This window comes from Roseateles sp. P4_D2, assembly GCF_056401875.1.
Genome location: NZ_JBFUIM010000004.1, coordinates 71,194 through 91,184, shown reverse-complemented (window position 1 = coordinate 91,184; position 19,991 = coordinate 71,194). Strand labels below are relative to the sequence as shown.

The following is a 19,991-nucleotide window of genomic DNA, read 5'->3' as shown; positions in this document are numbered from 1 at the left end:
TTTGCGCCTTGATTGGCGACGCCGCGACGGCCTGCTCGGCCGCGCGGGGTCGATCCACACCTCCTAGGGAAACACCATGACTTCACAACCCAACGGCGAGAGGCTGCACGCCCTCGACGCAGTGCGGAGCTTTGCCCTTTTGCTGGGCGTGGCCTTCCACGCCAGCATGTCCTTCATCCCCGGCATCCCCAAGGGGCTATGGGCCATGAGCGACAACTCGCCCAGTGCCTTCCTGGGCGACGCGGCCTTCGTCGCGCACAGCTTCCGCATGACGCTGTTCTTCTTCATCGCCGGCTACTTCGCGCGGCTGCAGCACCAGAAGCTGGGCACCGCGGGCTTCTGGCTCAACCGCGGCAAGCGCATCGCCGTGCCGCTGGTCGTCGGCTGGCCACTGGTGTTCGTCGCCATCATCTTCGTGTGGGGAGTGGGCATGCAGAAGGTGTTCAACGGCGCGCCGCCGGCCGCTCCGGAAATGCCCAGGACCTTTGGCGCGCTGCCGCTGTTCCACCTGTGGTTCCTCTACCAGCTGCTGTGGCTGTATGCCGGCGCCTTGCTGGTGCGCAGCATCGTCGCGGCGCTGGACCGAGGCCAGGTGCTGCGCGGCTGGCTGGACGGCGTCACGACCGCTGCGCTGCGCTGGCCGGCCGGTGCGTTGCTGCTGGGCCTGCCACTCGCGGGCTGCCTGCTGTCCCTGCAGATGTGGATGCCCGCGGTCGGCATCCCCACACCGGACCAGTCGTTGATCCCGCAACTGCCCGCCACGGTCGGCTTCGGCACGGCCTTCATGTTCGGCTGGCTGGTGCATCGCGCGCCAGATGCGCTGGCGACGCTGAGCGCACGCTGGCTGCCGCATCTGGCGCTGGCCATCGCGTCCTCGGCCGTCTGCCTCTACATCCTGAGAACCCAGCCGCCATTCGGCATGCCCGATACGCCGAAGCTGATCTTCGCGCTGTCCTTCGTTGCATCGACCTGGTCGTGGACCTTCGCCATCACGGGCCTCGCGCTGCGTTTCCTGTCCGGCCACAGCCCGGCCCTGCGCTACGTGGCCGATGCGTCCTACTGGATCTACCTCGTCCACCTGCCGCTGGTCTGCGCTCTGCAGGTCTGGGTGGGCGACTGGCCGCTGCACTGGGGCGTGAAGTACCCGCTCGTCCTGCTGAGCAGCCTCGCCGTGCTGCTGCTGAGCTACCAGGGGCTGGTGCGCTCGACGGTCATCGGCAAGGTCCTCAACGGCAAGGCTTATCCCCGTCGCGCCGTTGCCGTCTCCACCGAAGAAGCGACGACCGATGACGTCGTCGCCTCGCTGTGCGGCGTGTCCAAGCGCTACGGCAAGCTGGAGGCGCTCAGCAGCGTCGACCTGCAGCTCAGGCGCGGCGAGCTGCTCGCACTGCTCGGCCCCAACGGCGCCGGCAAGTCCACGGCCATCTCGCTGTGGCTGGGCCTGCACGACGCCGACGCCGGCATCGTGCGCCTGCTCGGCGGCTCGCCGCAGGAGATTGCGCGGCGCCAGGGGCTGGGCGTCATGATGCAGGACGTTGAGTTGCCCAAGGACCTCAAGGTGCATGAGCTGGTCGCGCTGTCGGCCAGCTACTACCAGCACCCGCTGAGCGTGAAGGACGCGCTGGAGCGCGCCGGCATCACGGCGCTGGCCAATCGGCCCTACGGCAAGCTCTCCGGCGGCCAGAAGCGCCAGGTGCAGTTCGCCATCGCCGTCTGCGGGCGCCCTCGGGTGCTGTTCCTGGACGAGCCCACCGTCGGTCTCGACATCCAGGCCCGCGAGCTGATGTGGGCCAACATCCGTGCACTGCTGCGCGAGGGCTGCTCCATCCTGCTGACGACGCACTATCTGGAAGAGGCGGAAGCACTGGCGACCCGCGTGGCCGTGCTCGGCAAGGGCCGCGTCATCGCCTCGGGCAGCGTGGCTGAGATGCGCGCGCTCGTATCTCGCCGCCACATCCGCTGCGAGACCTCGCTGGTGCCGGGCGACGTGCGCCGGTGGCCGGGCGTGGTGGACGTGAGTTGTGACCACGACCAGCTCGCCATCGTCGCCACGGATGCCGAAGCGGTGGTGCGCCGCCTGCTCGCGGCCGACCCGCAGCTCTCGCGCCTGGAAGTGAAGCAGGCCGGGCTCAATGACGCTTTCAACGAACTGACCCGGGAGGCCGCATGACCACCTTGACCCGCCCCACCCCGGCTTTCGCGCCGGCCCACCGCACCACATCGCCCTACACGGCCGAGATCCGCCTCGAACTCATCCGCCTGCTGCGCGCGCCGGCCTTTGCGCTGCCGATGTTCGTGCTGCCGGTGGCCCTGTACCTGCTGTTCGCCTTCGCGGTGGCCGGCGAGATGACGGCCAAGGACCCGGACGCCGCCCGCTTCATGTTCGCCGGCTTCTCGCTGATGGCCGTGACCATGGCCGCGGTGTTCGCCACCTGCCCGTCCATCGCCATGGAACGAGAGCTGGGCCTGCTGACCCTCAAGCGCGCCCAGCCCGCGCCGCCCGGCGCCTGGCTGACGGCCAAGATCGTCGCTGGCGTCGTGACCGGCGTGATCGCCTACCTGCCCATCCTCGTCGTCACCGCCGTCAGCGGCCAGGCTGGCTTGAGCGCCGGCCAACTCGCGGCCATGAGCGTCGTGGTCATCACCGGTGCCATCCCTTTTTGCGCCCTGGGTCTGATGGTCGGCGCGCTGGCCAGCGGTTCGGCCGCGCCGGCCTACGCCCACCTGCTCTACCTGCCGGGGCTCTACCTGTCGGGCGTGTTCTTCCCGCTGCCCAAGTCCATGTACTTCCAGGCGCCGTTCTGGCCGCAGTTCCACCTCAACCAGCTCGTCTTCGCCGCGGGCGGGGTGGAGAAGTTCCGCTGGATCGCACCGGAGATGGCCTTCGCCATGCTGTTCGGGTTCACGGTGCTTTGCTCCGGGATTGCGCTGTACCGCCTGAAGCGGCGCGGCTGACAAACACAAGGGCGGCCCGCAGGCCGCCCTTGCTCTTCAGCCCCGATGTCGATCAGCGCTTGACCGAGCCATTGGCCGCGCCGTCCACGGCCACCGACTTGTCGGTGCGCGAGGCCTTGGCCGAGGCGCCGCCCGCAGCCTGGGTCTGGCGGCCGGTGGCCTGGCCGCTGGCATTGCCGCTGACTTCCTTCTTGCTGGCGCTGCCCGCGGCGGCACCCCCCAGCGTCAGCGGCGAGGTGGCGGCGGGCGCGGTGGAGGCCGTGGGCGTGGCCGGAGTTGCCGGCATGGCGGGTGTCGTGGCCGTCGGCGTGGCCGGGTTGGCGGGCGTCGTCGCGGCCGGCGTATCGCCACGGCTCAGCGTACCGTTCAGCATGCCGCTGCCTTGGCCCGCCAGATTGCCACTGACGCCGTTGGCCGTGCCATTCAACGCGCCGCTGATGCTGCCATCGGCGCTGCCCGAGGCGCTGCCGGCAGCATTGCCCAGCGAGTCCTTGGCGCCTTCGCCGGCGGTCTTCAGCTCACCCACCTTGTCGGTCGCGGTGGACTTCACCTCGCCGACCTTGGCCGTCGCCGTGTCCTTGACGCCGCCGACGGCGCCCTTGGTCTTGTCCAGCGTGCCCTTGACGAGGGAACCGTCCGCCGAGCCGCTGGCATTGCCGTTCGCGCGGCCACCGACATCGAGCTGGCGGGGCGACAGCGCGCCATTCACACCGCCGGTCAAGCCACCGGTGAGGCCGCCACCGCCACCGCCGAGCAGGCCGGCGTGGGCGTTGGAAGCGAGCAGGCCGGCTGCGACGGCCGAAATGGTCAACACGGTGCTCAGCGTGGTGCGAAGAACTTGGGTGCGACGAGTTGCAAACATGATGGATCTCCGGGTGGTTGTTGCGGAAGAGCCAGCCATTCCGGCCCTTTCACTGAGTACAACGACCGCTGCCGAGACTTCCTTCCCGATCGAGATGCAAGTGTCTGTTTCAGCGTGCCTGGCGTGCTTGCAGCTGCTCGGGTACCACGCGCAGGTCTTCGGCGACGAGGCCACGGCCATAGACCGGATCGCGGCCGGGCGCGCCCAGATCGATGGCGGCAGCGGCCAGGCGCTCCAGCACTGCCGCAGCGGCGGCCGGGTCGGGCTCGCGCAGTTCCGCAGCAAGCAGGCCCGCCACCAGCGGTGCCGCAAACGAGGTGCCGCGCGCGATGCCATAGCCGCCGCCACTGCGGGCCACGGCGACATCGGCGCCCGGCGCCGTCAGCAGCACCTGTGGCCCCTGCGCCGCCTCGGGCAGCACGCGGCGCGATGGGTTGACGCCGGTCACGCCGATGACGCCGGCATAGGAAGCCGGGAACAGCGGCGGCGCGGCCGGGCCGTCGTTGCCGACCGCCGCGACGAGCAGATGCCCGCGCTTGACCAGGGCCGCGACGCCCTGCTCCAGCAGCCGGTTCGGTGGGCCGACCAGGCTCAGGTTGATGACGGCGACGCGCTCGCGCGCCATCCAGGCCAGGGCGCGCACGACCTCCTCGGCCGAGCCGCCGTCGGGCTTGTCGCAGTACACGTCGGCAGCAAACAGCTCGGCCTTGGGTGAAGCGCCCGCAAAGCCGCGGTCGCGGCCGACGAGCAGGGAGGCGATGGCCGTGCCATGTTCGCTCGCCACCACGCTGCCAGCGCAGCCGAAGCTGCCGCCGGCCGCATGGCGCAGGGCGGTGTGACGGCGGTCCACGCCACCATCGATGAGGCCCACCCGCACCGGGCCGCGCGGTCTGGCCGGGGCGACAGCAGCACCGGGCACGAGCTCCCCGCTGCGCGAATACAGATGGTTGAAGTCGGCCTGCAGATCGGGCTGGGCGGCGCGCAGCTTGTCCAGCGCCTCGGCCGTGCCCAGGCTCGCGGGCACACTCAGCACGACCTCGCGAAGTTCCAGCTCGGGCCAGGCCTCCTCGCGCAGCTTGATGAGGCCCAGGGCCGCCGCTGCGGCCAAGGCGGCATCGCTGGGCGAGAGCAGCACGAGTTCGCGGCGGCGCATCAGCTCGCCGCGCGGGTCGGCCTCGACGACGTCCGAATGGCGCTGCAGCAGGTCGCGCACCGTCGTCGCGCGCAGGTCCACCAGCTGCGTGGTCGACGACAGCAGCTCGGGCAGGGGTTGCACGACGCGGTCCACGACACGGTCCACCACACCGGGCAGGCGCGACACGCCCGGCAGTTGCGGCAGGCGCAGTTGGGCCTGGGCCGGCACGGCCAGGGCGGCGAGGGTCAGAGCGAGAAGAGGTTTCATGGCGTCGCAACAGCTTTTGTGAGGATAACGAGCGAGGGAGGGAACAAAATCCATGCCTCGTCCGTTGTCCCTGTATCGATGCCCGAGAACCTTTCCGAACTTCGCCAGGAAATTGCTGCCCTGCTGCCGCGGCTGCGCCGTTTCGGCCGCACGCTGGCCCACTCCCGCGAAGACGCCGACGACCTTGTGCAGGTCGCCATCGAGAAGGCGCTGAACCGCACCGACCAGTGGACGCCTGGAACGCGTCTGGACAGCTGGATGTTTCGCATCATGCAGAACGCGTGGATCGATGAACTGAGGGCCCGTGAACGGCGCGGCCAGACTTTCCTGCCCGAGGAGGAAGGCGAGCACGTGGGCGATGACGGCGCTTCGGGTTCTCAGCTCGACGCCATCCTCGTGCGCAAGGCCGTGGCCAGACTCAGCGAGGAGCACCGCACGGTGGTCGGCCTGGTGCTGGTTGAAGGCCTGAGCTATCAGGAAACCGCCGAGACGCTGGGCGTGCCGGTCGGCACTGTGACGAGCCGCGTCGCCCGCGCCCGCGAGGCGCTGCAGGAACTGCTGGGAGAGTGGCCATGAACATGAACGAGGATCAACTGAAAGCCGAGCGCCGCCGCCTGGCCGCCGCCTTTGACGGCGTGCTGAAGGAGCCTGTGCCGGAGCGGCTCAAGGCCCTGCTGGCCGAACCTGCCGCCCAGGTCGTGGATCTCGGCGCCGTGCGCGCCCAGCGGCGTGCCATGTCCAGTTGGGCCGCCTGGGGCGGCATGGCCGCGACACTGCTGCTGGGCACGCTGATCGGCACCCGCCTGACGCCACCCGGCGCGACCGACGAGAACCGCCTTGTCGCCACCGGCGCCATCGCCCAGGCGCTGGACCGCCAGCTCGCCAGCGCACCAGGCGGCGCAGTGGCCGTGCAGGTCAGCTTCAAGGCCAGGGACGGCCGCTACTGCCGCAGCTTCACGACCACCGCCTCGGCCGGCCTGGCCTGCCGCGACGGCGACGGCGCCTGGGCCCTGCAGCAGGTCGCGGCCGTGGCGCCCACGCCCGGCACCGGCATGCGCCAGGCCGCCACCGCCCTGCCACCCGCCGTGCTGGGTGCGATGGACGGGCTCATCGCCGGCGAAGCCCTCAACGCCGAGCAGGAGCGCACCGCGCGCGACGCCGGCTGGCACTGAAAGCACCGCGGCTGGGCTAGCATGGGGCAGCCGGGGAGGGCAAACCACATACCAACCCCTAGCTTTGCCTTCGCATGCCCTGGCGAATCTCTGCAAGCCTGCTGCGCTTCAAGCGCTACCTGATCCTCGGCAACCTCGTCATCCTGGCGATGGTTGTCCTGGTCGCGCTGCGGGTCGCCTATGCCAGCCAGCAGACCCATGAGGCGCAGGCGCGCCAGACGGCGGCCAATCTGGCGCACACGCTGGGGCAGAACGTCAGCGCGGGCTTCAGGCTGGTGGACAACAGCCTGCAGTCCTTGCTGAAGCGGCTGGATGAGCTGCCGGCCAAAGGGGCGGACCTTCGCGAGATCGCGCGCATTGCCGAGGAGCAGCGGGCCCTGGTGCCCACCATCGATGCGCTGCGCGTGACCGACGCCAACGGCCTGGTGCTCAACCCCGGCGACAGGCCGGCCGTGTCCATGGCCGACCGCGACTATTTCCGCGCGGCGCAGGCCGACCCGACGCGCACGGCCGTTTCCGAGCCCCAGCGCGGGCGCATCATCGGCGGCTGGGGCCTGGTCCTGGCACGCGCCCGCACCGCCGCGGATGGCCGCTTCTTGGGCGTGGTCTATGCCAGCATCAAGACGGAGCGCTTCCGTGACGACTTCAAGCGTGCCAACGTCGGCGCCCAGGGGGCCGTGACGCTGCGCTCCAGCTCGCTGCAGCTGATCGCGCGGTATTCACCGCTGGATGCCAACCCCGAGGCCGGCACCGGCACGACCCGGGTGTCCGAACAGCTGCGCGCGGCACTGGCCGCGAACCCGAAGCAGGGCAGCTTCGTCACACGCACGGCGCTGGACGGCGTGGAACGCGCCACCGCCTACGAGACCGTGCCCGACTACCCGATGCTGATGCTGGCGGGCCTGGCCACCGAGGACTTCTACGCCGGCTGGCGCCGGGAGGTCGGCGTGCTGGCCGCGCTGCTGTTGCTGCTGGAGGCGCTGCTGGTCGCGTTCTCGGTCTTCATCTACCGCGCCCAGGCCCGGCAGGTGCAGGAGCGCAGCCGCGTCGAGCTGCTGGCCGCCGAGCGCGGCGCGCTGCTGGACAACGAGCTGGTGGCGATGGTCAGGCTGCGCGGCCGCAGCGAGGTCTGGCACAACGCCGCCCTGGATCGGCTGTTCGGCTACGAGCCTGGCGAGCTGAGCGGCCAGCCCTCACGGTTGCTCTATCTCGACGATGAGTCCTACGCCCAGATCGGCCGCGCCTCCCAGCGCCTGGAGGCACCGCACCGCTACCGCACCCAGCTGCGCATGCGGCGCAAGGACGGCAGCCCGGTCTGGATCGACCTGAGCGGCACAGCCCTGCCGGACGGCGAGTCGTTGTGGCTGATGCTGGACATCACGGCCATCAAGCACAGCGAGGAGCAGGCCCGCCACCTGGCCTTCCACGACATGCTGACCGGCCTGCCCAACCGGCACCTGCTGTTCGAGCGCCTGGCCTTCCTGCTGCGCGACGCCGAACGCAACGACCGCTGGCTGGCTGTCTGCTATCTGGACCTGGACGGCTTCAAGGCCATCAATGACGCCCAGGGCCATGACGCCGGCGACGCGCTGCTGCGCATCACCGCCGAGCGCCTGAGCGCCAGCGTGCGCGGCAACGACGTGGTGGCGCGTATCGGCGGCGATGAGTTCGTGCTGGTGCTCAACCAGCTCAACGGCCTCTACGACGAAAGGCATGCGCTGAACCGGCTGCTGACCGCCTTCGAGGCACCCATCCCCCTGCCGGGCGGCGGCGAGGCCCGGGTGGGGATCAGCATCGGCGTGGCCATGTACCCGCGGCATGGGCGCGACGTCAACACCCTGATCACCTGCGCCGACCGGGCCATGCTGGCCGGCAAGCGCACCGGCAAGGGCCGCTGGGTCATGCATGAAGACGAGGACGGGCCGACAGCTTGAGCCGCGTGCTCAACTCAACTGCCGCGCCCCTTGGTCAGCAGTCAGGGTTCGGGGATGCGGCTGATCTGCACGCTGACGATCTTCCAGGCGCCGCCGCGCTTCACGTAGATGTCGATGTAGCGGTAATGGCTCTTGAAGGCCTGGCCCTGATAGCGGCCCGTCATGCGCGTGCGGCCGCTGAGCAGGGCCGTGTCGCCATAGACGCGGACCTCAAAGTCCTCGACGGTGTAAGGGTCGATGACAAGGTCGGGCGAGACCAGCCCTTCGACAAAGCTGGCCTTGGTTTCGACATTGCCGCGGCCGTCGATCTGGCGGAAATCCTCGGCCATGTTGGCCTCGATGGCGGCGCGGTCCCGGCGGACGATGGCCTGGTCCCAGGCGTCCGACTGGGCCTTGAGCAGCGCGAGCAGGTCGGCCGGCGGGGCGGCCTGGGCCAGGCCGGCTGCCAGCATCAACCCCATCAAGAGACCGCGACGCTTCATCAGGCCACTTTCAGACTGCGCCAGATCAGCCCCGTGATCAGCTCGCGGGCACGGTCGAAGTCCTCTTCTTCCAATGCTGGCTTGCCCATGTAGAGAGCGAACTGCGGCCCCAGGTCGGCATAGGCCTGGGTGGACGACCAGATCAGGAACATCAGGTGGGTGAAATCGACGCGCCGGATGCGGCCCTCGGCCGCCCAGCCCTCGAAACGCGCCACGTCGGCATGCAGCAGCGGCATGACCTGGGCCTTGAGCACGTCCTGGTAGCGCGGCGCGCCAGCCATGATCTCGCGCGTGAAAACGGCGTTGCCGCTGGGCCGTTCACGGCTGAATCGTAGTTTTGCCGACACATAGGTGTGGATGGCGGCTTCGGGTTCGTCGGCCTCGGTGATGGCGTTCATGTTGGCCATCCACTCGCCCATGACGCTGTCCAGCACGGCGCGGTAAAGCTCCTCCTTGCTGGGCCAGTGATAGAGCAGGTTCTGGCGCGACAGATCGAGCACGGCAGCGATGCTGTCGAGGCTGACACCTTCGAATCCGTATCGGGCGAACTGGCGTTCGGCTTCAGCGAGGATGGCCTCCTGCTTGCGCAGGGTGGCGGCGCGCGGGGTGCGCGCGGCAGCGGTCACGGTCATGCCCGCATTCTGACGGCGCGCACCAAGCTGAAGCTGCGGGTTTTTACGCTTAGGTCAATTTTTACGGAGTAGTAATGTTTGGGTGTTTTCCACCCGGAGATTCCCGTGGACCTTGCCGATCTGAAATCCGGGCGCCTGACGCCCGATGACTACGCGCAGAATTTTGCCGACGCCCATCCGCCGCTGAACCGGACGCAGGCGCTGATCGAGGCGGAGCGCTGCTATTACTGCTATGACGCGCCCTGCCAGACGGCCTGCCCGACCGGCATCGACATCCCCAGCTTCATCCAGCGCGTGGCGCAGGACAACGTGCGCGGCGCGGCCGAGGCCATCCTGACGGCCAACCCGCTGGGCGGCATGTGCGCCCGCGTCTGCCCGACCGAGGTGCTGTGCGAGCAGGCCTGCGTGCGCAACACCAACGAGAGCAAGCCGGTGGAGATCGGCATGCTGCAGCGCTATGCGGTGGAGGGTCACTTCGCCAACCCCGGCGCCAAGCCGCTGTTCGAGCGCGGCATGCCGACGGGCCGGCGCATTGCCGTCGTCGGCGCCGGGCCGGCCGGCCTGGCTGCGGCCCACGGCCTGGCGTGGCGCGGTCATGACGTCGTGCTGTTCGACGCCAACTCCAAGCTCGGTGGCCTGAACGAATACGGCCTGGCGACCTACAAGGTGGCCGGCGGCTTCGCGCAGAAGGAGATCGACTGGCTGCTGAGCATTGGCGGCATCACGCCCAAGTTGAACTGTCGACTCGGCCGTGACGTCACACTCGACGGCCTGCTGGCTGAATACGACGCGGTCTTCCTCGGGCTGGGCCTGGGTGGCGTCAATGCATTGGGCATTGCCGAACCGCAGGTCACGGGCCTGCGCGACGCCGTCGACTTCATCGCCGAGCTGCGCCAGAGCGCGCCCGAGATCGTCACAGTGGGCCGCAAGGTCGTCGTCATCGGCGGCGGCATGACAGCCGTGGACGCGGCCGTGCAGAGCCGGCTGCTGGGTGCCGAGCAGGTGACCATGGTCTACCGCCGCGGGCCCGACGGCCTGTCGGCGTCGACCCACGAGCAGCACTGGGCGCAGACGAACGGCGTGACCATCCGCTGCTGGGCTCGGCCGCTCGGCGTGGAAGGCCAGGGCGGCGTGCTGCGAGGCATGCGCTTTGCGGCGACGAAGCTGGAAGGCGGCAAGCTCGTCGACACCGGCGAACAGTTCTTCATCGAGGCCGACATGGTGCTGCGCGCCATCGGCCAGACCTACCGGGCCGAAGCGGCGGGCAATGCCATCGAGCTGGAAGGCGGGCGCATCAAGACCGATGCGGACGGCCAGACCAGCCTGGCCCGCGTCTGGGCCGGCGGTGACTGCCGCGCCGGCGGCCGGGACCTGACTGTCGAAGCCGTCGAGCACGGCAAGCGCGCCGCCATCAGCATCGACCGCGCTCTGGGCCTGAGCGCCGTCCGCCATCACGATACGGAGGCCTCCCATGGCTGACCTGAGCACCAACTTCCTGGGCATCCAAAGCCCCAACCCCTTCTGGCTCGCGTCCGCACCGCCGACCGACAAGGAGATCAACGTGCGCCGCGCCTTCGAGGCCGGCTGGGGCGGCGTCGTCTGGAAGACGCTCGGCGAGGACCCGCCGGTCGTCAACGTCAACGGCCCGCGCTACGCCACGCTGTGGAGCCAGGACCGGCGCGTCATCGGCTTCAACAACATCGAGCTGATCTCCGACCGGCCGCTGCAGATCAACCTCGACGAGATCCGGCGCGTGAAGCGAGACTTCCCCGACCGGGCCATGATCGTGTCGCTGATGGTGCCGGTCAACGAGGCGAGCTGGAAGGCCATCCTGGAGCGCGTGGCCGACACCGGCGCCGACGGCGTGGAGCTGAACTTCGGCTGCCCCCACGGCATGAGCGAGCGTGGCATGGGCTCGGCCGTCGGCCAGGTGCCGGAGTACATCCAGCAGGTCACCGAGTGGTGCAAGAAGCACACGAAGATGCCCGTCATCGTCAAGCTGACGCCTAACATCACCGACGTGCGATTCCCGGCGCGGGCAGCCCATGCGGGCGGCGCCGATGCGGTCAGCCTCATCAACACCATCAACTCGGTCATGGGCGTGGACCTGGACCGCATGACCATGAGCCCGGTCACCGACGGCCTGGGCTCGCACGGCGGCTACTGCGGCCAGGCTGTGAAGCCGATCGCGCTGAACATGGTGGCCGAAATCGCCCGCGACGCGGCAACCGCCGGCCTGCCAATCAGCGGCATCGGCGGCATCACCACCTGGCGCGACGCGGCCGAGTTCATCGCCATGGGCTGCGGCACGGTGCAGGTCTGCACCGCCGCCATGGTCTACGGCTTCAAGATCGTGCAGGACATGTGCTCGGGCCTGAACACGTTCATGGACGAGAAGGGCTACAAGAGCATTGCCGACTTCCAGGGCCGCGCGGTGCCCACCGTGAAGAACTGGAACCAGCTCAACCTGAATTACGTCGAGAAAGCCGTCATCGACCAGGACAGCTGCATCAAGTGCGGGCGCTGCCACGTGGTCTGCGAGGACACCTCGCACCAGGCCATCTTTGCGATGAAGGACGGCCAGCGGCATTTCGAGGTCAACGATGCCGAATGCGTCGGTTGCAATCTCTGCGTGTCGATCTGCCCCGTCCCTGGCACCATCTCGATGCGCGCGCTGCAGCCGGGCGAGACCGATGCGCGCACGGGCCGCGTCATCGACGGCAGCTATGCGAACTGGACCACGCACCCGAACAACCCGATGAGTGCCGGATGCACTTGAAGGAATCGAGATGAGTCCCTACGAAGTCGGTCATTGGATCAGCGGCGCCATCACGCGCGGCAGCGGCGAGCGCCAGCAGGACATCTACAACCCCGCCACCGGCGCGGTGCAGGGCAAGCTGCTGCTGGGCAGCGTGGCCGACCTGGACGCCGCGGTCGCGTCCGCTGCCAAGGCCGCCAAGGCCTGGGGCCAGACGCCGGCGCTGGCGCGCTCCCGCGTGCTGTTCAAGTTCCTGTCCATCGTGCAGGACAAGCGCGAAGAACTGGCCGCCGCGCTGGTGCGCGAGCATGGCAAGACCATGCCGGATGCCTTGGGCGAAGTGGCCCGTGGCATCGAGAACATCGAGTTCGCGACGGCCATGCCGCAGCTGCTCAAAGGCGAGTACACCGAGCAGATCGCGCGCGGCCTGGACGCCTGGAGCGTGCGCCAGCCGCTGGGTGTCGTCGCCGGCATCACGCCGTTCAACTTCCCCGCCATGGTGCCCATGTGGATGTACCCGCTGGCCATCGGCTGCGGCAATGCCTTCATCCTGAAGCCCAGCGAGCGCGATCCGTCGGCGTCGCTCTTGATGGCGCAATGGCTCAAGGACGCCGGCCTGCCCGACGGCGTGTTCAGCGTCGTGCAGGGCGACAAAACAATAGTCGACGCCATCCTGGCCCACCCCGGCATCGCTGCAGTCAGCTTCGTCGGCTCCACGCCCGTGGCCGAGCACATCTACAAGGTGGGCTCTGCCCACGGCAAGCGCGTGCAGGCCCTGGGCGGCGCGAAGAACCACATGGTCGTCATGCCCGACGCCGACCTCGAACAGGCCGTCGACGCGCTGATGGGTGCGGCCTATGGCTCGGCCGGCGAGCGCTGCATGGCGATCTCGGTGGCCGTGGCGGTGGGCGATGCGGCCGATGCGCTGGTGGCGGCGCTGGCACCCAAGGTGGCCGCGCTGAAGATCGGTGAAGGCCATGGCAGCGGCATCGAGATGGGGCCGCTGATCACGCGAGCTTCACAGCAGCGCGTGGAGAAGCTGATCGGCGAAGGCGTGGCGGCCGGTGCGAAGGCCGTCGTTGATGGCCGTGGCCACCGTGTAGCCGGCTTCGAGGACGGCTTCTTCGTCGGTGGCACGCTGCTGGACGGCGTGTCGGCCGACATGAGCTGCTACACCGAAGAGATTTTCGGCCCGGTGCTGTGCGTCGTGCGCGTGCCGGACCTGGCCGGCGCCATCGCGCTGATCGAAGCGAACGAGTACGCCAACGGCGTCGCCATCTTCACGCGTGACGGCCACGTGGCGCGCGAGTTCGTGCATCACATCCAGGTCGGCATGGTGGGCGTCAACGTGCCGCTGCCGGTGCCCATGGCCTTCAACAGCTTTGGCGGCTGGAAGCGCAGCCTGTTCGGCGACCACCATGCCTATGGCCCCGAGGCGGTGCGCTTCTATACCAAGCACAAGGCGGTCATGCAGCGCTGGCCGGATTCCCTGCCCAAGGGCCCGCAATTTGCTTTCCCGCAGAACACCTGAACTCGACGGAAGCTGACCATGAACGATCCGACGCTGAGCAATCCTGACCTGGTCCCGACCACGGCCGCCCAGCGGACCTGGCGCTGGTACCACTTTGCAGCGCTGTGGGTGGGCATGGTCATGTGCATCCCGGCGTACACGCTGGCGGCCAGCCTCATCGAGTCGGGCATGAGCTGGAGCCAGGCCGTCGGCACGGTCTTCCTGGGCAACCTCATCGTGCTGGTGCCCATGCTGCTGATCGGCCATGCCGGCGCCAAGTACGGCATCCCATATGCGGTGCTGGCGCGGGCCTCCTTCGGCACGCAGGGCGCGCGGCTGCCGGCGCTGCTGCGGGCGCTGGTCGCCTGCGGCTGGTACGGCATCCAGACCTGGTTTGGCGGCCAGATGATCTACACGCTGGCCGGCGTGCTGATCGGCCACCCGCTCACGGGCGACCCGCTGCCGGGCCTGGGCATCAACGCTGCGCAGCTGGGCTGTTTCCTGCTGTTCTGGGCCCTGCAGTTCTGGTTTGTCGTGCACGGCATCGAGGCCATCCGCAAGCTCGAGACCTACACGGCGCCGATCAAGATCGTCATCTGCTTCGTGCTGCTGTGGTGGGCCTGGGACAAGGCCGGTGGCTTCGGCCCCATCCTCGACCAGCCCTCTGCGTTTGTTGAAGGCGGCAAGAAGGCGGGCCAGTTCTCCGCCGTGTTCTGGCCGTCGCTGACCGCCATGGTGGGCTTCTGGGCCACGCTGGCGCTGAACATCCCTGACTTCACCCGCTTCGCCAAGACCCAGCGCGATCAGCTCATTGGCCAGGCCATCGGCCTGCCGCTTCCCATGGGCCTGCTGGCAGCGCTGGCCGTATTCGTGACCTCGGCCACCGTCGTCATCTACGGCAAGGCGCTGTGGGACCCGGTGGACGTGGCCAGCCGCATGACCGGTGCCGCGGTGCTGATCGCCTTGCTGGTGCTGCTGATCGATACCGTCAGCGTCAACCTCGCCGCCAACCTCGTCGGCCCGGCCTACGACTTCTCGGCGCTGGCGCCGGGTCGCATCAGCTACAAGACCGGCGGCATGCTGACTGCAGGCATCGCCATCGCCATGATGCCGTGGAAGATCCTTGAGTCCACGCAGGGCTATATCTTCACCTGGCTGATCGGCTACTCGGCGCTGCTGGGGCCTGTGGCGGGCATCCTCATCGTTGACTATTACGTGCTGCGCAAGACCGAGCTGGTGGTGGAAGAGCTCTACCGCGAAGGCGGCCGCTACAGCTACCGCGGCGGCTGGAACATCGCCGCCGTCATTGCCTTCGCCGTCGGCGTCGCGCCCAACATCCCCGGCTTCCTGAATGCCGCTTTCCCGGCGGCATTCCCCGAGGTCGGCGCGGTCTTCAAGGCCGTCTATACCTATGCCTGGTTCGCCGGTCTAGCACTGGCGGCCATGGTCTACGCCGCACTGATGGCCGGCAAGACCCAACCCCAAACGCTCACAAGGCGCGCGACATGACTTCTTCTCTCTTGATCCGAGGCGCCGTCGTCGTCAATGCCGACGCCGAGTCCCGCACTGATGTGCTGTGCGTCGACGGCCGCATCGCCGCCATCGGCGAACGCGCCGCGCGCGAAGCAACGGCCGGCACCACGACGCTGGACGGCACCGGCCAGTACCTGCTGCCCGGCGGCATCGACCCGCACACGCATATGCAGCTGCCCTTCATGGGCACGGTGACGCAGGACGACTTCTTCACCGGCACCGCCGCTGGCCTGGCGGGCGGCACGACGTCCATCATCGACTTCGTCATCCCCAACCCGCAGCAGCCGCTGATGGACGCCTACCAGCAATGGCGCGGCTGGGCCGAGAAGAGCGCTTCCGACTACGCCTTCCACGTCGCCGTGACTTGGTGGAGCGAGCAGGTCCACGCCGACATGGGCACGCTCGTGCGCGAGGAAGGCGTGAACAGCTTCAAGCACTTCATGGCCTACAAGAACGCCATCATGTGCGACGACGAGACGCTGGTGAACAGCTTCAAGCGCGCGCTTGAACTGGGCGCCATGCCGACCGTGCACGCCGAGAACGGCGAGCTCGTCTACCTGCTGCAGGCCGAGGTCGCCAAGATGGGCATCACCGGCCCCGAGGGCCACCCGATGTCGCGCCCGCCGATGGTGGAAGGCGAGGCCGCCAACCGCGCCATCGCGATTGCCGACGTGCTGGGCGTGCCCATCTACATCGTGCACGTCAGCTGCATCGAAAGCGCCGAAGCGATTGCGCGTGCGCGTGCCCGTGGCCAACGGGTCTACGGCGAGGTGCTGGCCGGCCATCTGCTCATCGACGACAGCGTCTATCGCGACCCGTCGTTCGAGAAGGCTGCCGCCTATGTGATGAGCCCGCCCTTCCGCCCCAAGATCCACCAGGAGTTCCTGTGGCGCGGCCTGCAGTCGGGCCAGTTGCACACGACGGCGACCGACCACTGCACCTTCTGCGCCAGCCAGAAGGCCGCCGGCAAGGACAACTTCGCCAAGATCCCCAACGGCTGCGGCGGCGTGGAAGAGCGCATGGCCGTGTTGTGGGATGCCGGCGTCAACTCGGGCCGCCTCACCCCCAGCGAGTTCGTCGCCATCACCTCCGCCAACGCGGCCAAGCTGTTCAACATGTACCCGCGCAAGGGCGTCATCGCCGAAGGATCGGACGCCGATCTCGTGCTGTGGGACCCGGCCGGCATCAAGACGCTGAGCGCCAAGACGCAGTTCTCGAAGAACGACTTCAACATCTTCGAGGGGCGCACCGTGCGCGGCATTCCGAGCCACACCATCGCGCAAGGCCGCGTGGTGTTCGCTCGGGGCGAGCTGCGGGCGGAACAAGGCAAGGGCCGCTATCTGAAGCGCCCGCCGTTCGGCCCGCAGTTCGATGCGGCCGCCAAGCGCGCCCACGACCTCGCGCCCACTGCCGTCGCGCGATGAGCACGCAGACCGTCATCCCGCAGCTGCGCATGACGGATGCGGCGCGAGCGCAAGCTTTCTACATTGACCAGCTCGGTTTCAGCATCGACTGGCAGCACCAGTTCGAGCCCGGCCTGCCGCTGTTCCTGCAAATCACCCGTGAAGGCCAGACGATCTTCCTGACTGGCCACGCGGGCGACTGCCAGCCCGGTGGCGCCGTGTACTTCTGGGTGCCCGACGCTGACGCCATCTACGCCGCCTTCATTGCCAAGGGCGTGAAGCCCGTCAAGGCCATCGAAGACATGCCCTGGGGCGTACGCGAGTTCCTGCTCGTCGACCCCGACCACAACAAGCTGCGCTTCGGCACGAAGCTCTAAGGATTCGTCATGGATACCGTCGTCACCCGCCCCGACATCACGAAGCTGCGCGTCAACGGCCAACGCCTCTGGGACTCGCTGATGGAACTGGCCCAGATCGGCGCCACCGAGAAAGGCGGCGTCTGCCGCCTGACGCTGACCGACCTCGACAAGCAAGGCCGCGACCTCGTCACGCGTTGGGCGCGCGAGGCCGGCATGACGGTCACCATCGACCAGATCGGCAACGGCTTCATGCGCCGGCCGGGCCGCAACAACAGCCTGCCTCCCATCATGACCGGCAGCCACATCGACACCCAGCCCACCGGCGGCAAGTTCGATGGCAACTACGGCGTGCTGGCCGGCATCGAGGTCGTGCGCACGCTCAACGACCACGGCATCGAGACCGAGGCGCCCATCGAGGTCGCCTTCTGGACCAACGAGGAAGGCTCGCGCTTCGTGCCCGTCATGATGGGCTCGGGCGTGTTCGCCAAGGCCTTCACGCTGGAGCACGCCTACGCGGCGACCGACACCGAAGGCAAGACGGTCAAGGGTGAGCTGGAGCGCATCGGCTACATCGGCAGCCAGGTGCCCGGCGACCACCCTATCGGTGCCTACTTCGAGACCCACATCGAGCAGGGCCCGGTGCTGGAGGACCATGACAAGACCATCGGCGTCGTCACCGGCGTGCTGGGCATTCGCTGGTATGACTGCGTCGTCACCGGCATGGAGGCCCACGCCGGCCCCACGCCGATGGCGCTGCGCAAGGACGCACTGCAGGTGGCCACCAAGCTGATGCAGGAGGTCGTCGCCTGTGCCCACCGCCACCCACCGCATGGCCGCGGCACGGTGGGCATGGTGCAGGTGCATCCCAACAGCCGCAACGTCATCCCCGGCCGCGTGAAGTTCAGCATCGACCTGCGCAACGCCACCGATGCGCTGTGCGAGGCGATGGACGCCGACATCCGCGCGGTGGCCGCCAAGCTCAGCGCCGACAGCGGCCTGCCCATCGAGATCACACCCGTCAGCGCCTACCCGGCCCAGCCCTTCCACGCCGACTGCATCGCCGCCGTGCAGAAGGCAGCCGACACGCTGGGCTACAGCAATATGCGCGCGGTCTCCGGCGCCGGCCACGACGCCGTCTACATGGCGCGCCTGGCCCCGGCCGGCATGATCTTCATCCCCTGCAAGGACGGCATCAGCCACAACGAGATCGAGGACGCCAAGCCCGAGCACATCGAGGCGGGGTGCAATGTGCTGTTGCAGGCGATGCTGGAACGCGCGGGCGCAGCTTGAGTCCCTCAATGGCGAGCCAAATCGCGTAAGCGGTGCGAGTTCGCAAGCATTTCTAGAATGCCAAGCGTGGAACGGATCGACGCGATAAACCCTGAACGCTTGGCTTGGTGCTTGGCGGACATGCGTACGTCGGTGGATCAGGTATCCAAAGAGACTGGTCTATCGGCCGTGCGTCTGCATGACTTGCTTCACAAGGAAGGACCAGGGCTCACCTATCAACAGCTGCGAAAGTTGGCCGACTACTTTGGGCGTTCGGTGCTCTTTTTTATGGAGGAAGGGGGCGTCGTTGAAGCGGACGTGCACTCGCCGCAGTTTCGAACGCTGACAGGCCTTAAGCCGGAGATGACTCGGCGAATCCGACAGTTGATCGAGCGAGTTGAACGGCAGCGCCGCATCTACTTAGATCTTCTTGATGAGCTAGCACCGGAAGATCGACCACGCTTCGCCCCTCCTCAGCTTCCTCAAGATCCGGTAGCGGCGGCCGCAATCGCGCGTGAGTGGCTTCAGCTTGGCGGCGTCAACAGTTTTGACGGCTACCGCAACGCTATTGAGGCGCAAGGCGTACTGGTGATGCGCACCAATGGCTATGCAGGGCCTTGGCAGATTGCCAAAGATGTGCCTGTCTTGGGTTTCGCGCTTTACGACGAAGAAACACCTCTGATTCTCGTGAAGAAGCAGGAAGCCGAAGCGCGGCAGACATTCACGTTGATGCATGAGTTGGGCCATCTGCTGCTTCATAAGGCCAGTTCGATTGACGACGACGCTGATCTTTGGGCTGCTCGTGGTCGCGAACGAGACGTCAATCGCTTCGCAGCACATCTGCTCCTGCCTAACGAGCTTTTAGGTGCGATACCGGATGCAGGTCGCCCCCGGAATCAAGCTGAACTGCACGAATGGCTGCGTCCGTGGCGAAAGTTGTGGGGCCTGAGTGCTGATGTCGTCTTGTTACGCCTCGTCGAGGCTGGGCGGATGCCAGCAGAACAATATGCAGCCTACAAACAATGGCGAGATGCGCGCCCGCGGCCAGCGGCTGAGGCGGCGCCAAGGATGTATAGACATCGGGAGCCGAAGCATTTGTTCGGTGATCGCTACGTACGCACGGTGCTTGGTGCATTGAACGCGCGCCAGATTAGCCTGAACAAGGCGAGTGATTACCTGGATGGAATCAAGGTAAAGGACATCCACTCGTTGGAGGCGTTCTATGCAGGTGCTTGACGCGTCGTCAGCGCTCTACGCATGGGACAACTACCCCATTGAACAATTTCCCTCACTTTGGCTTTGGCTCGGCAGCCAGATAGCCACCGGAGACTTGCAAATCAGTTCCGTGGCGCTTGAAGAAGTTGAGCGGAAGTCACCTGAATGCGCGGCGTGGTTGGAGGCCGAAAATGTTTCGGTCCACAACGTGGACCAGAAGATTCTCCTGGACGCGGTTCGGATCAAGGCGCTTCTTTCTATTGAAGGGGATCGGTTTGGCGGGGGCGTAGGCGAAAACGATCTGTTGATCATCGCGGCGGCAAGATCGAAAGGCGCCGTTCTCATCACTGACGAACGGCGTCAACCAGACCTGCCACGCACCAAAGCGAATTACAAGATTCCTGCTGTCTGCGGGCTGCAGACGGTCGAGGTTTCTTGTCTGAATTTTCTGGAGTACCTCAAAAAGTCCAAGGTGGTCTTTGGCTGAATTGAAAAGGCCTTGAGC

Annotated in this window: 18 protein-coding genes; 14 read left to right on the top strand and 4 right to left on the bottom strand. The window is 67.5% G+C overall.

All coding sequences use genetic code 11. The annotated features are described in order from the left end of the window. Positions 1-76 precede the first annotated feature (76 nt). Together AC1DW0_RS08510 and AC1DW0_RS08505 are read left to right on the top strand one after the other, a co-directional pair. Complete coding sequence (locus tag AC1DW0_RS08510; RefSeq protein WP_477945391.1) at positions 77-2,170, top strand: ATP-binding cassette domain-containing protein; 2,094 nt, start codon at positions 77-79, stop codon at positions 2,168-2,170. Continuing rightward, positions 2,167-2,955 carry an ABC transporter permease gene (locus AC1DW0_RS08505; RefSeq protein WP_477945390.1) on the top strand — a complete coding sequence of 263 codons (789 nt, stop codon included), beginning with the start codon at positions 2,167-2,169 and terminating at the stop codon, positions 2,953-2,955. The genes AC1DW0_RS08510 and AC1DW0_RS08505 overlap by 4 nt, the downstream gene beginning before the upstream one ends. Before the next feature lie 52 nt (positions 2,956-3,007). Here AC1DW0_RS08505 and AC1DW0_RS08500 read toward each other — a convergent pair whose 3' ends face one another. Both AC1DW0_RS08500 and AC1DW0_RS08495 read right to left on the bottom strand, forming a co-directional pair. Beyond that, positions 3,008-3,817, bottom strand: a complete 810-nt coding sequence (locus AC1DW0_RS08500) for a hypothetical protein (RefSeq protein ID WP_477945389.1) — start codon at positions 3,815-3,817, stop codon at positions 3,008-3,010. 109 nt (positions 3,818-3,926) lie between these two features. Next, the gene (locus AC1DW0_RS08495; protein ID WP_477945388.1) at positions 3,927-5,219 is read right to left on the bottom strand and encodes a S8 family serine peptidase; all 1,293 of its coding nucleotides are present in this window, start codon (positions 5,217-5,219) and stop codon (positions 3,927-3,929) included. Between the two features lie 78 nt (positions 5,220-5,297). Here AC1DW0_RS08495 and AC1DW0_RS08490 point away from each other — a divergent pair, with 78 nt between their 5' ends. From AC1DW0_RS08490 to AC1DW0_RS08480, 3 genes are all read left to right on the top strand, one after another. Beyond that, positions 5,298-5,795, top strand: a complete 498-nt coding sequence (locus tag AC1DW0_RS08490; protein ID WP_056192153.1) for an RNA polymerase sigma factor — start codon at positions 5,298-5,300, stop codon at positions 5,793-5,795. After that, the gene (locus AC1DW0_RS08485) at positions 5,792-6,391 is read left to right on the top strand and encodes a hypothetical protein (protein ID WP_477945387.1); all 600 of its coding nucleotides are present in this window, start codon (positions 5,792-5,794) and stop codon (positions 6,389-6,391) included. Before AC1DW0_RS08490 ends, AC1DW0_RS08485 begins: the two co-directional genes overlap by 4 nt. 74 nt (positions 6,392-6,465) lie before the next feature. Beyond that, positions 6,466-8,325: a sensor domain-containing diguanylate cyclase gene (locus tag AC1DW0_RS08480; protein WP_457350962.1), complete on the top strand. Its 1,860-nt coding sequence runs from the start codon at positions 6,466-6,468 to the stop codon at positions 8,323-8,325. Between the two features lie 41 nt (positions 8,326-8,366). Here AC1DW0_RS08480 and AC1DW0_RS08475 read toward each other — a convergent pair whose 3' ends face one another. Then, a complete protein-coding gene (locus AC1DW0_RS08475; protein ID WP_477945386.1) occupies positions 8,367-8,807 on the bottom strand; it encodes a nuclear transport factor 2 family protein in 441 nt (146 codons plus the stop codon). Beyond that, positions 8,807-9,439, bottom strand: a complete 633-nt coding sequence (locus AC1DW0_RS08470) for a TetR family transcriptional regulator C-terminal domain-containing protein (protein ID WP_457320468.1) — start codon at positions 9,437-9,439, stop codon at positions 8,807-8,809. Before AC1DW0_RS08470 ends, AC1DW0_RS08475 begins: the two co-directional genes overlap by 1 nt. A gap of 105 nt (positions 9,440-9,544) precedes the next feature. On the opposite strand from AC1DW0_RS08470, the gene AC1DW0_RS08465 reads away from it, so the two are divergent. Genes AC1DW0_RS08465 through AC1DW0_RS08425 form a run of 9 tightly spaced genes read left to right on the top strand, consistent with a single transcriptional unit; the run spans position 9,545 to position 19,973 of the window. Beyond that, on the top strand, positions 9,545-10,918 hold the full coding sequence (locus tag AC1DW0_RS08465; RefSeq protein ID WP_477945385.1) for an NAD(P)-dependent oxidoreductase: 1,374 nt from the start codon (positions 9,545-9,547) through the stop codon (positions 10,916-10,918). Further along, on the top strand, positions 10,911-12,218 hold the full coding sequence (gene preA / locus AC1DW0_RS08460) for an NAD-dependent dihydropyrimidine dehydrogenase subunit PreA (protein WP_477945384.1): 1,308 nt from the start codon (positions 10,911-10,913) through the stop codon (positions 12,216-12,218). Before AC1DW0_RS08465 ends, preA begins: the two co-directional genes overlap by 8 nt. A 10-nt stretch (positions 12,219-12,228) precedes the next feature. After that, positions 12,229-13,728 carry a CoA-acylating methylmalonate-semialdehyde dehydrogenase gene (locus AC1DW0_RS08455; RefSeq protein WP_477945383.1) on the top strand — a complete coding sequence of 500 codons (1,500 nt, stop codon included), beginning with the start codon at positions 12,229-12,231 and terminating at the stop codon, positions 13,726-13,728. An 18-nt stretch (positions 13,729-13,746) separates the two neighbouring features. Continuing rightward, positions 13,747-15,216: an NCS1 family nucleobase:cation symporter-1 gene (locus AC1DW0_RS08450; RefSeq protein WP_056192134.1), complete on the top strand. Its 1,470-nt coding sequence runs from the start codon at positions 13,747-13,749 to the stop codon at positions 15,214-15,216. After that, positions 15,213-16,664: a dihydropyrimidinase gene (hydA, locus tag AC1DW0_RS08445; protein WP_477945382.1), complete on the top strand. Its 1,452-nt coding sequence runs from the start codon at positions 15,213-15,215 to the stop codon at positions 16,662-16,664. Before AC1DW0_RS08450 ends, hydA begins: the two co-directional genes overlap by 4 nt. Next, complete coding sequence (locus AC1DW0_RS08440; RefSeq protein ID WP_477945381.1) at positions 16,661-17,020, top strand: bleomycin resistance protein; 360 nt, start codon at positions 16,661-16,663, stop codon at positions 17,018-17,020. Before hydA ends, AC1DW0_RS08440 begins: the two co-directional genes overlap by 4 nt. A gap of 9 nt (positions 17,021-17,029) precedes the next feature. Continuing rightward, the gene (locus AC1DW0_RS08435; protein ID WP_477945380.1) at positions 17,030-18,292 is read left to right on the top strand and encodes a Zn-dependent hydrolase; all 1,263 of its coding nucleotides are present in this window, start codon (positions 17,030-17,032) and stop codon (positions 18,290-18,292) included. 57 nt (positions 18,293-18,349) lie between these two features. After that, the gene (locus AC1DW0_RS08430; RefSeq protein WP_477945379.1) at positions 18,350-19,507 is read left to right on the top strand and encodes an ImmA/IrrE family metallo-endopeptidase; all 1,158 of its coding nucleotides are present in this window, start codon (positions 18,350-18,352) and stop codon (positions 19,505-19,507) included. Then, positions 19,494-19,973: a DUF4411 family protein gene (locus tag AC1DW0_RS08425; protein WP_477945378.1), complete on the top strand. Its 480-nt coding sequence runs from the start codon at positions 19,494-19,496 to the stop codon at positions 19,971-19,973. Before AC1DW0_RS08430 ends, AC1DW0_RS08425 begins: the two co-directional genes overlap by 14 nt. Positions 19,974-19,991: the final 18 nt, after the last annotated feature.

Bases quoted from the DNA above. Each gene is read 5' to 3' on its own strand.
- AC1DW0_RS08510 (WP_477945391.1), top strand. From the start codon at position 77: ATGACTTCACAACCCAACGGCGAGAGGCTGCACGCCCTCGACGCAGTG.
- AC1DW0_RS08505 (WP_477945390.1), top strand. From the start codon at position 2,167: ATGACCACCTTGACCCGCCCCACCCCGGCTTTCGCGCCGGCCCACCGC.
- AC1DW0_RS08500 (WP_477945389.1), bottom strand. From the start codon at position 3,817: ATGTTTGCAACTCGTCGCACCCAAGTTCTTCGCACCACGCTGAGCACC.
- AC1DW0_RS08495 (WP_477945388.1), bottom strand. From the start codon at position 5,219: ATGAAACCTCTTCTCGCTCTGACCCTCGCCGCCCTGGCCGTGCCGGCC.
- AC1DW0_RS08490 (WP_056192153.1), top strand. From the start codon at position 5,298: ATGCCCGAGAACCTTTCCGAACTTCGCCAGGAAATTGCTGCCCTGCTG.
- AC1DW0_RS08485 (WP_477945387.1), top strand. From the start codon at position 5,792: ATGAACATGAACGAGGATCAACTGAAAGCCGAGCGCCGCCGCCTGGCC.
- AC1DW0_RS08480 (WP_457350962.1), top strand. From the start codon at position 6,466: ATGCCCTGGCGAATCTCTGCAAGCCTGCTGCGCTTCAAGCGCTACCTG.
- AC1DW0_RS08475 (WP_477945386.1), bottom strand. From the start codon at position 8,807: ATGAAGCGTCGCGGTCTCTTGATGGGGTTGATGCTGGCAGCCGGCCTG.
- AC1DW0_RS08470 (WP_457320468.1), bottom strand. From the start codon at position 9,439: ATGACCGTGACCGCTGCCGCGCGCACCCCGCGCGCCGCCACCCTGCGC.
- preA (WP_477945384.1), top strand. From the start codon at position 10,911: ATGGCTGACCTGAGCACCAACTTCCTGGGCATCCAAAGCCCCAACCCC.
- AC1DW0_RS08455 (WP_477945383.1), top strand. From the start codon at position 12,229: ATGAGTCCCTACGAAGTCGGTCATTGGATCAGCGGCGCCATCACGCGC.
- AC1DW0_RS08450 (WP_056192134.1), top strand. From the start codon at position 13,747: ATGAACGATCCGACGCTGAGCAATCCTGACCTGGTCCCGACCACGGCC.
- hydA (WP_477945382.1), top strand. From the start codon at position 15,213: ATGACTTCTTCTCTCTTGATCCGAGGCGCCGTCGTCGTCAATGCCGAC.
- AC1DW0_RS08440 (WP_477945381.1), top strand. From the start codon at position 16,661: ATGAGCACGCAGACCGTCATCCCGCAGCTGCGCATGACGGATGCGGCG.
- AC1DW0_RS08435 (WP_477945380.1), top strand. From the start codon at position 17,030: ATGGATACCGTCGTCACCCGCCCCGACATCACGAAGCTGCGCGTCAAC.
- AC1DW0_RS08430 (WP_477945379.1), top strand. From the start codon at position 18,350: ATGCCAAGCGTGGAACGGATCGACGCGATAAACCCTGAACGCTTGGCT.
- AC1DW0_RS08425 (WP_477945378.1), top strand. From the start codon at position 19,494: ATGCAGGTGCTTGACGCGTCGTCAGCGCTCTACGCATGGGACAACTAC.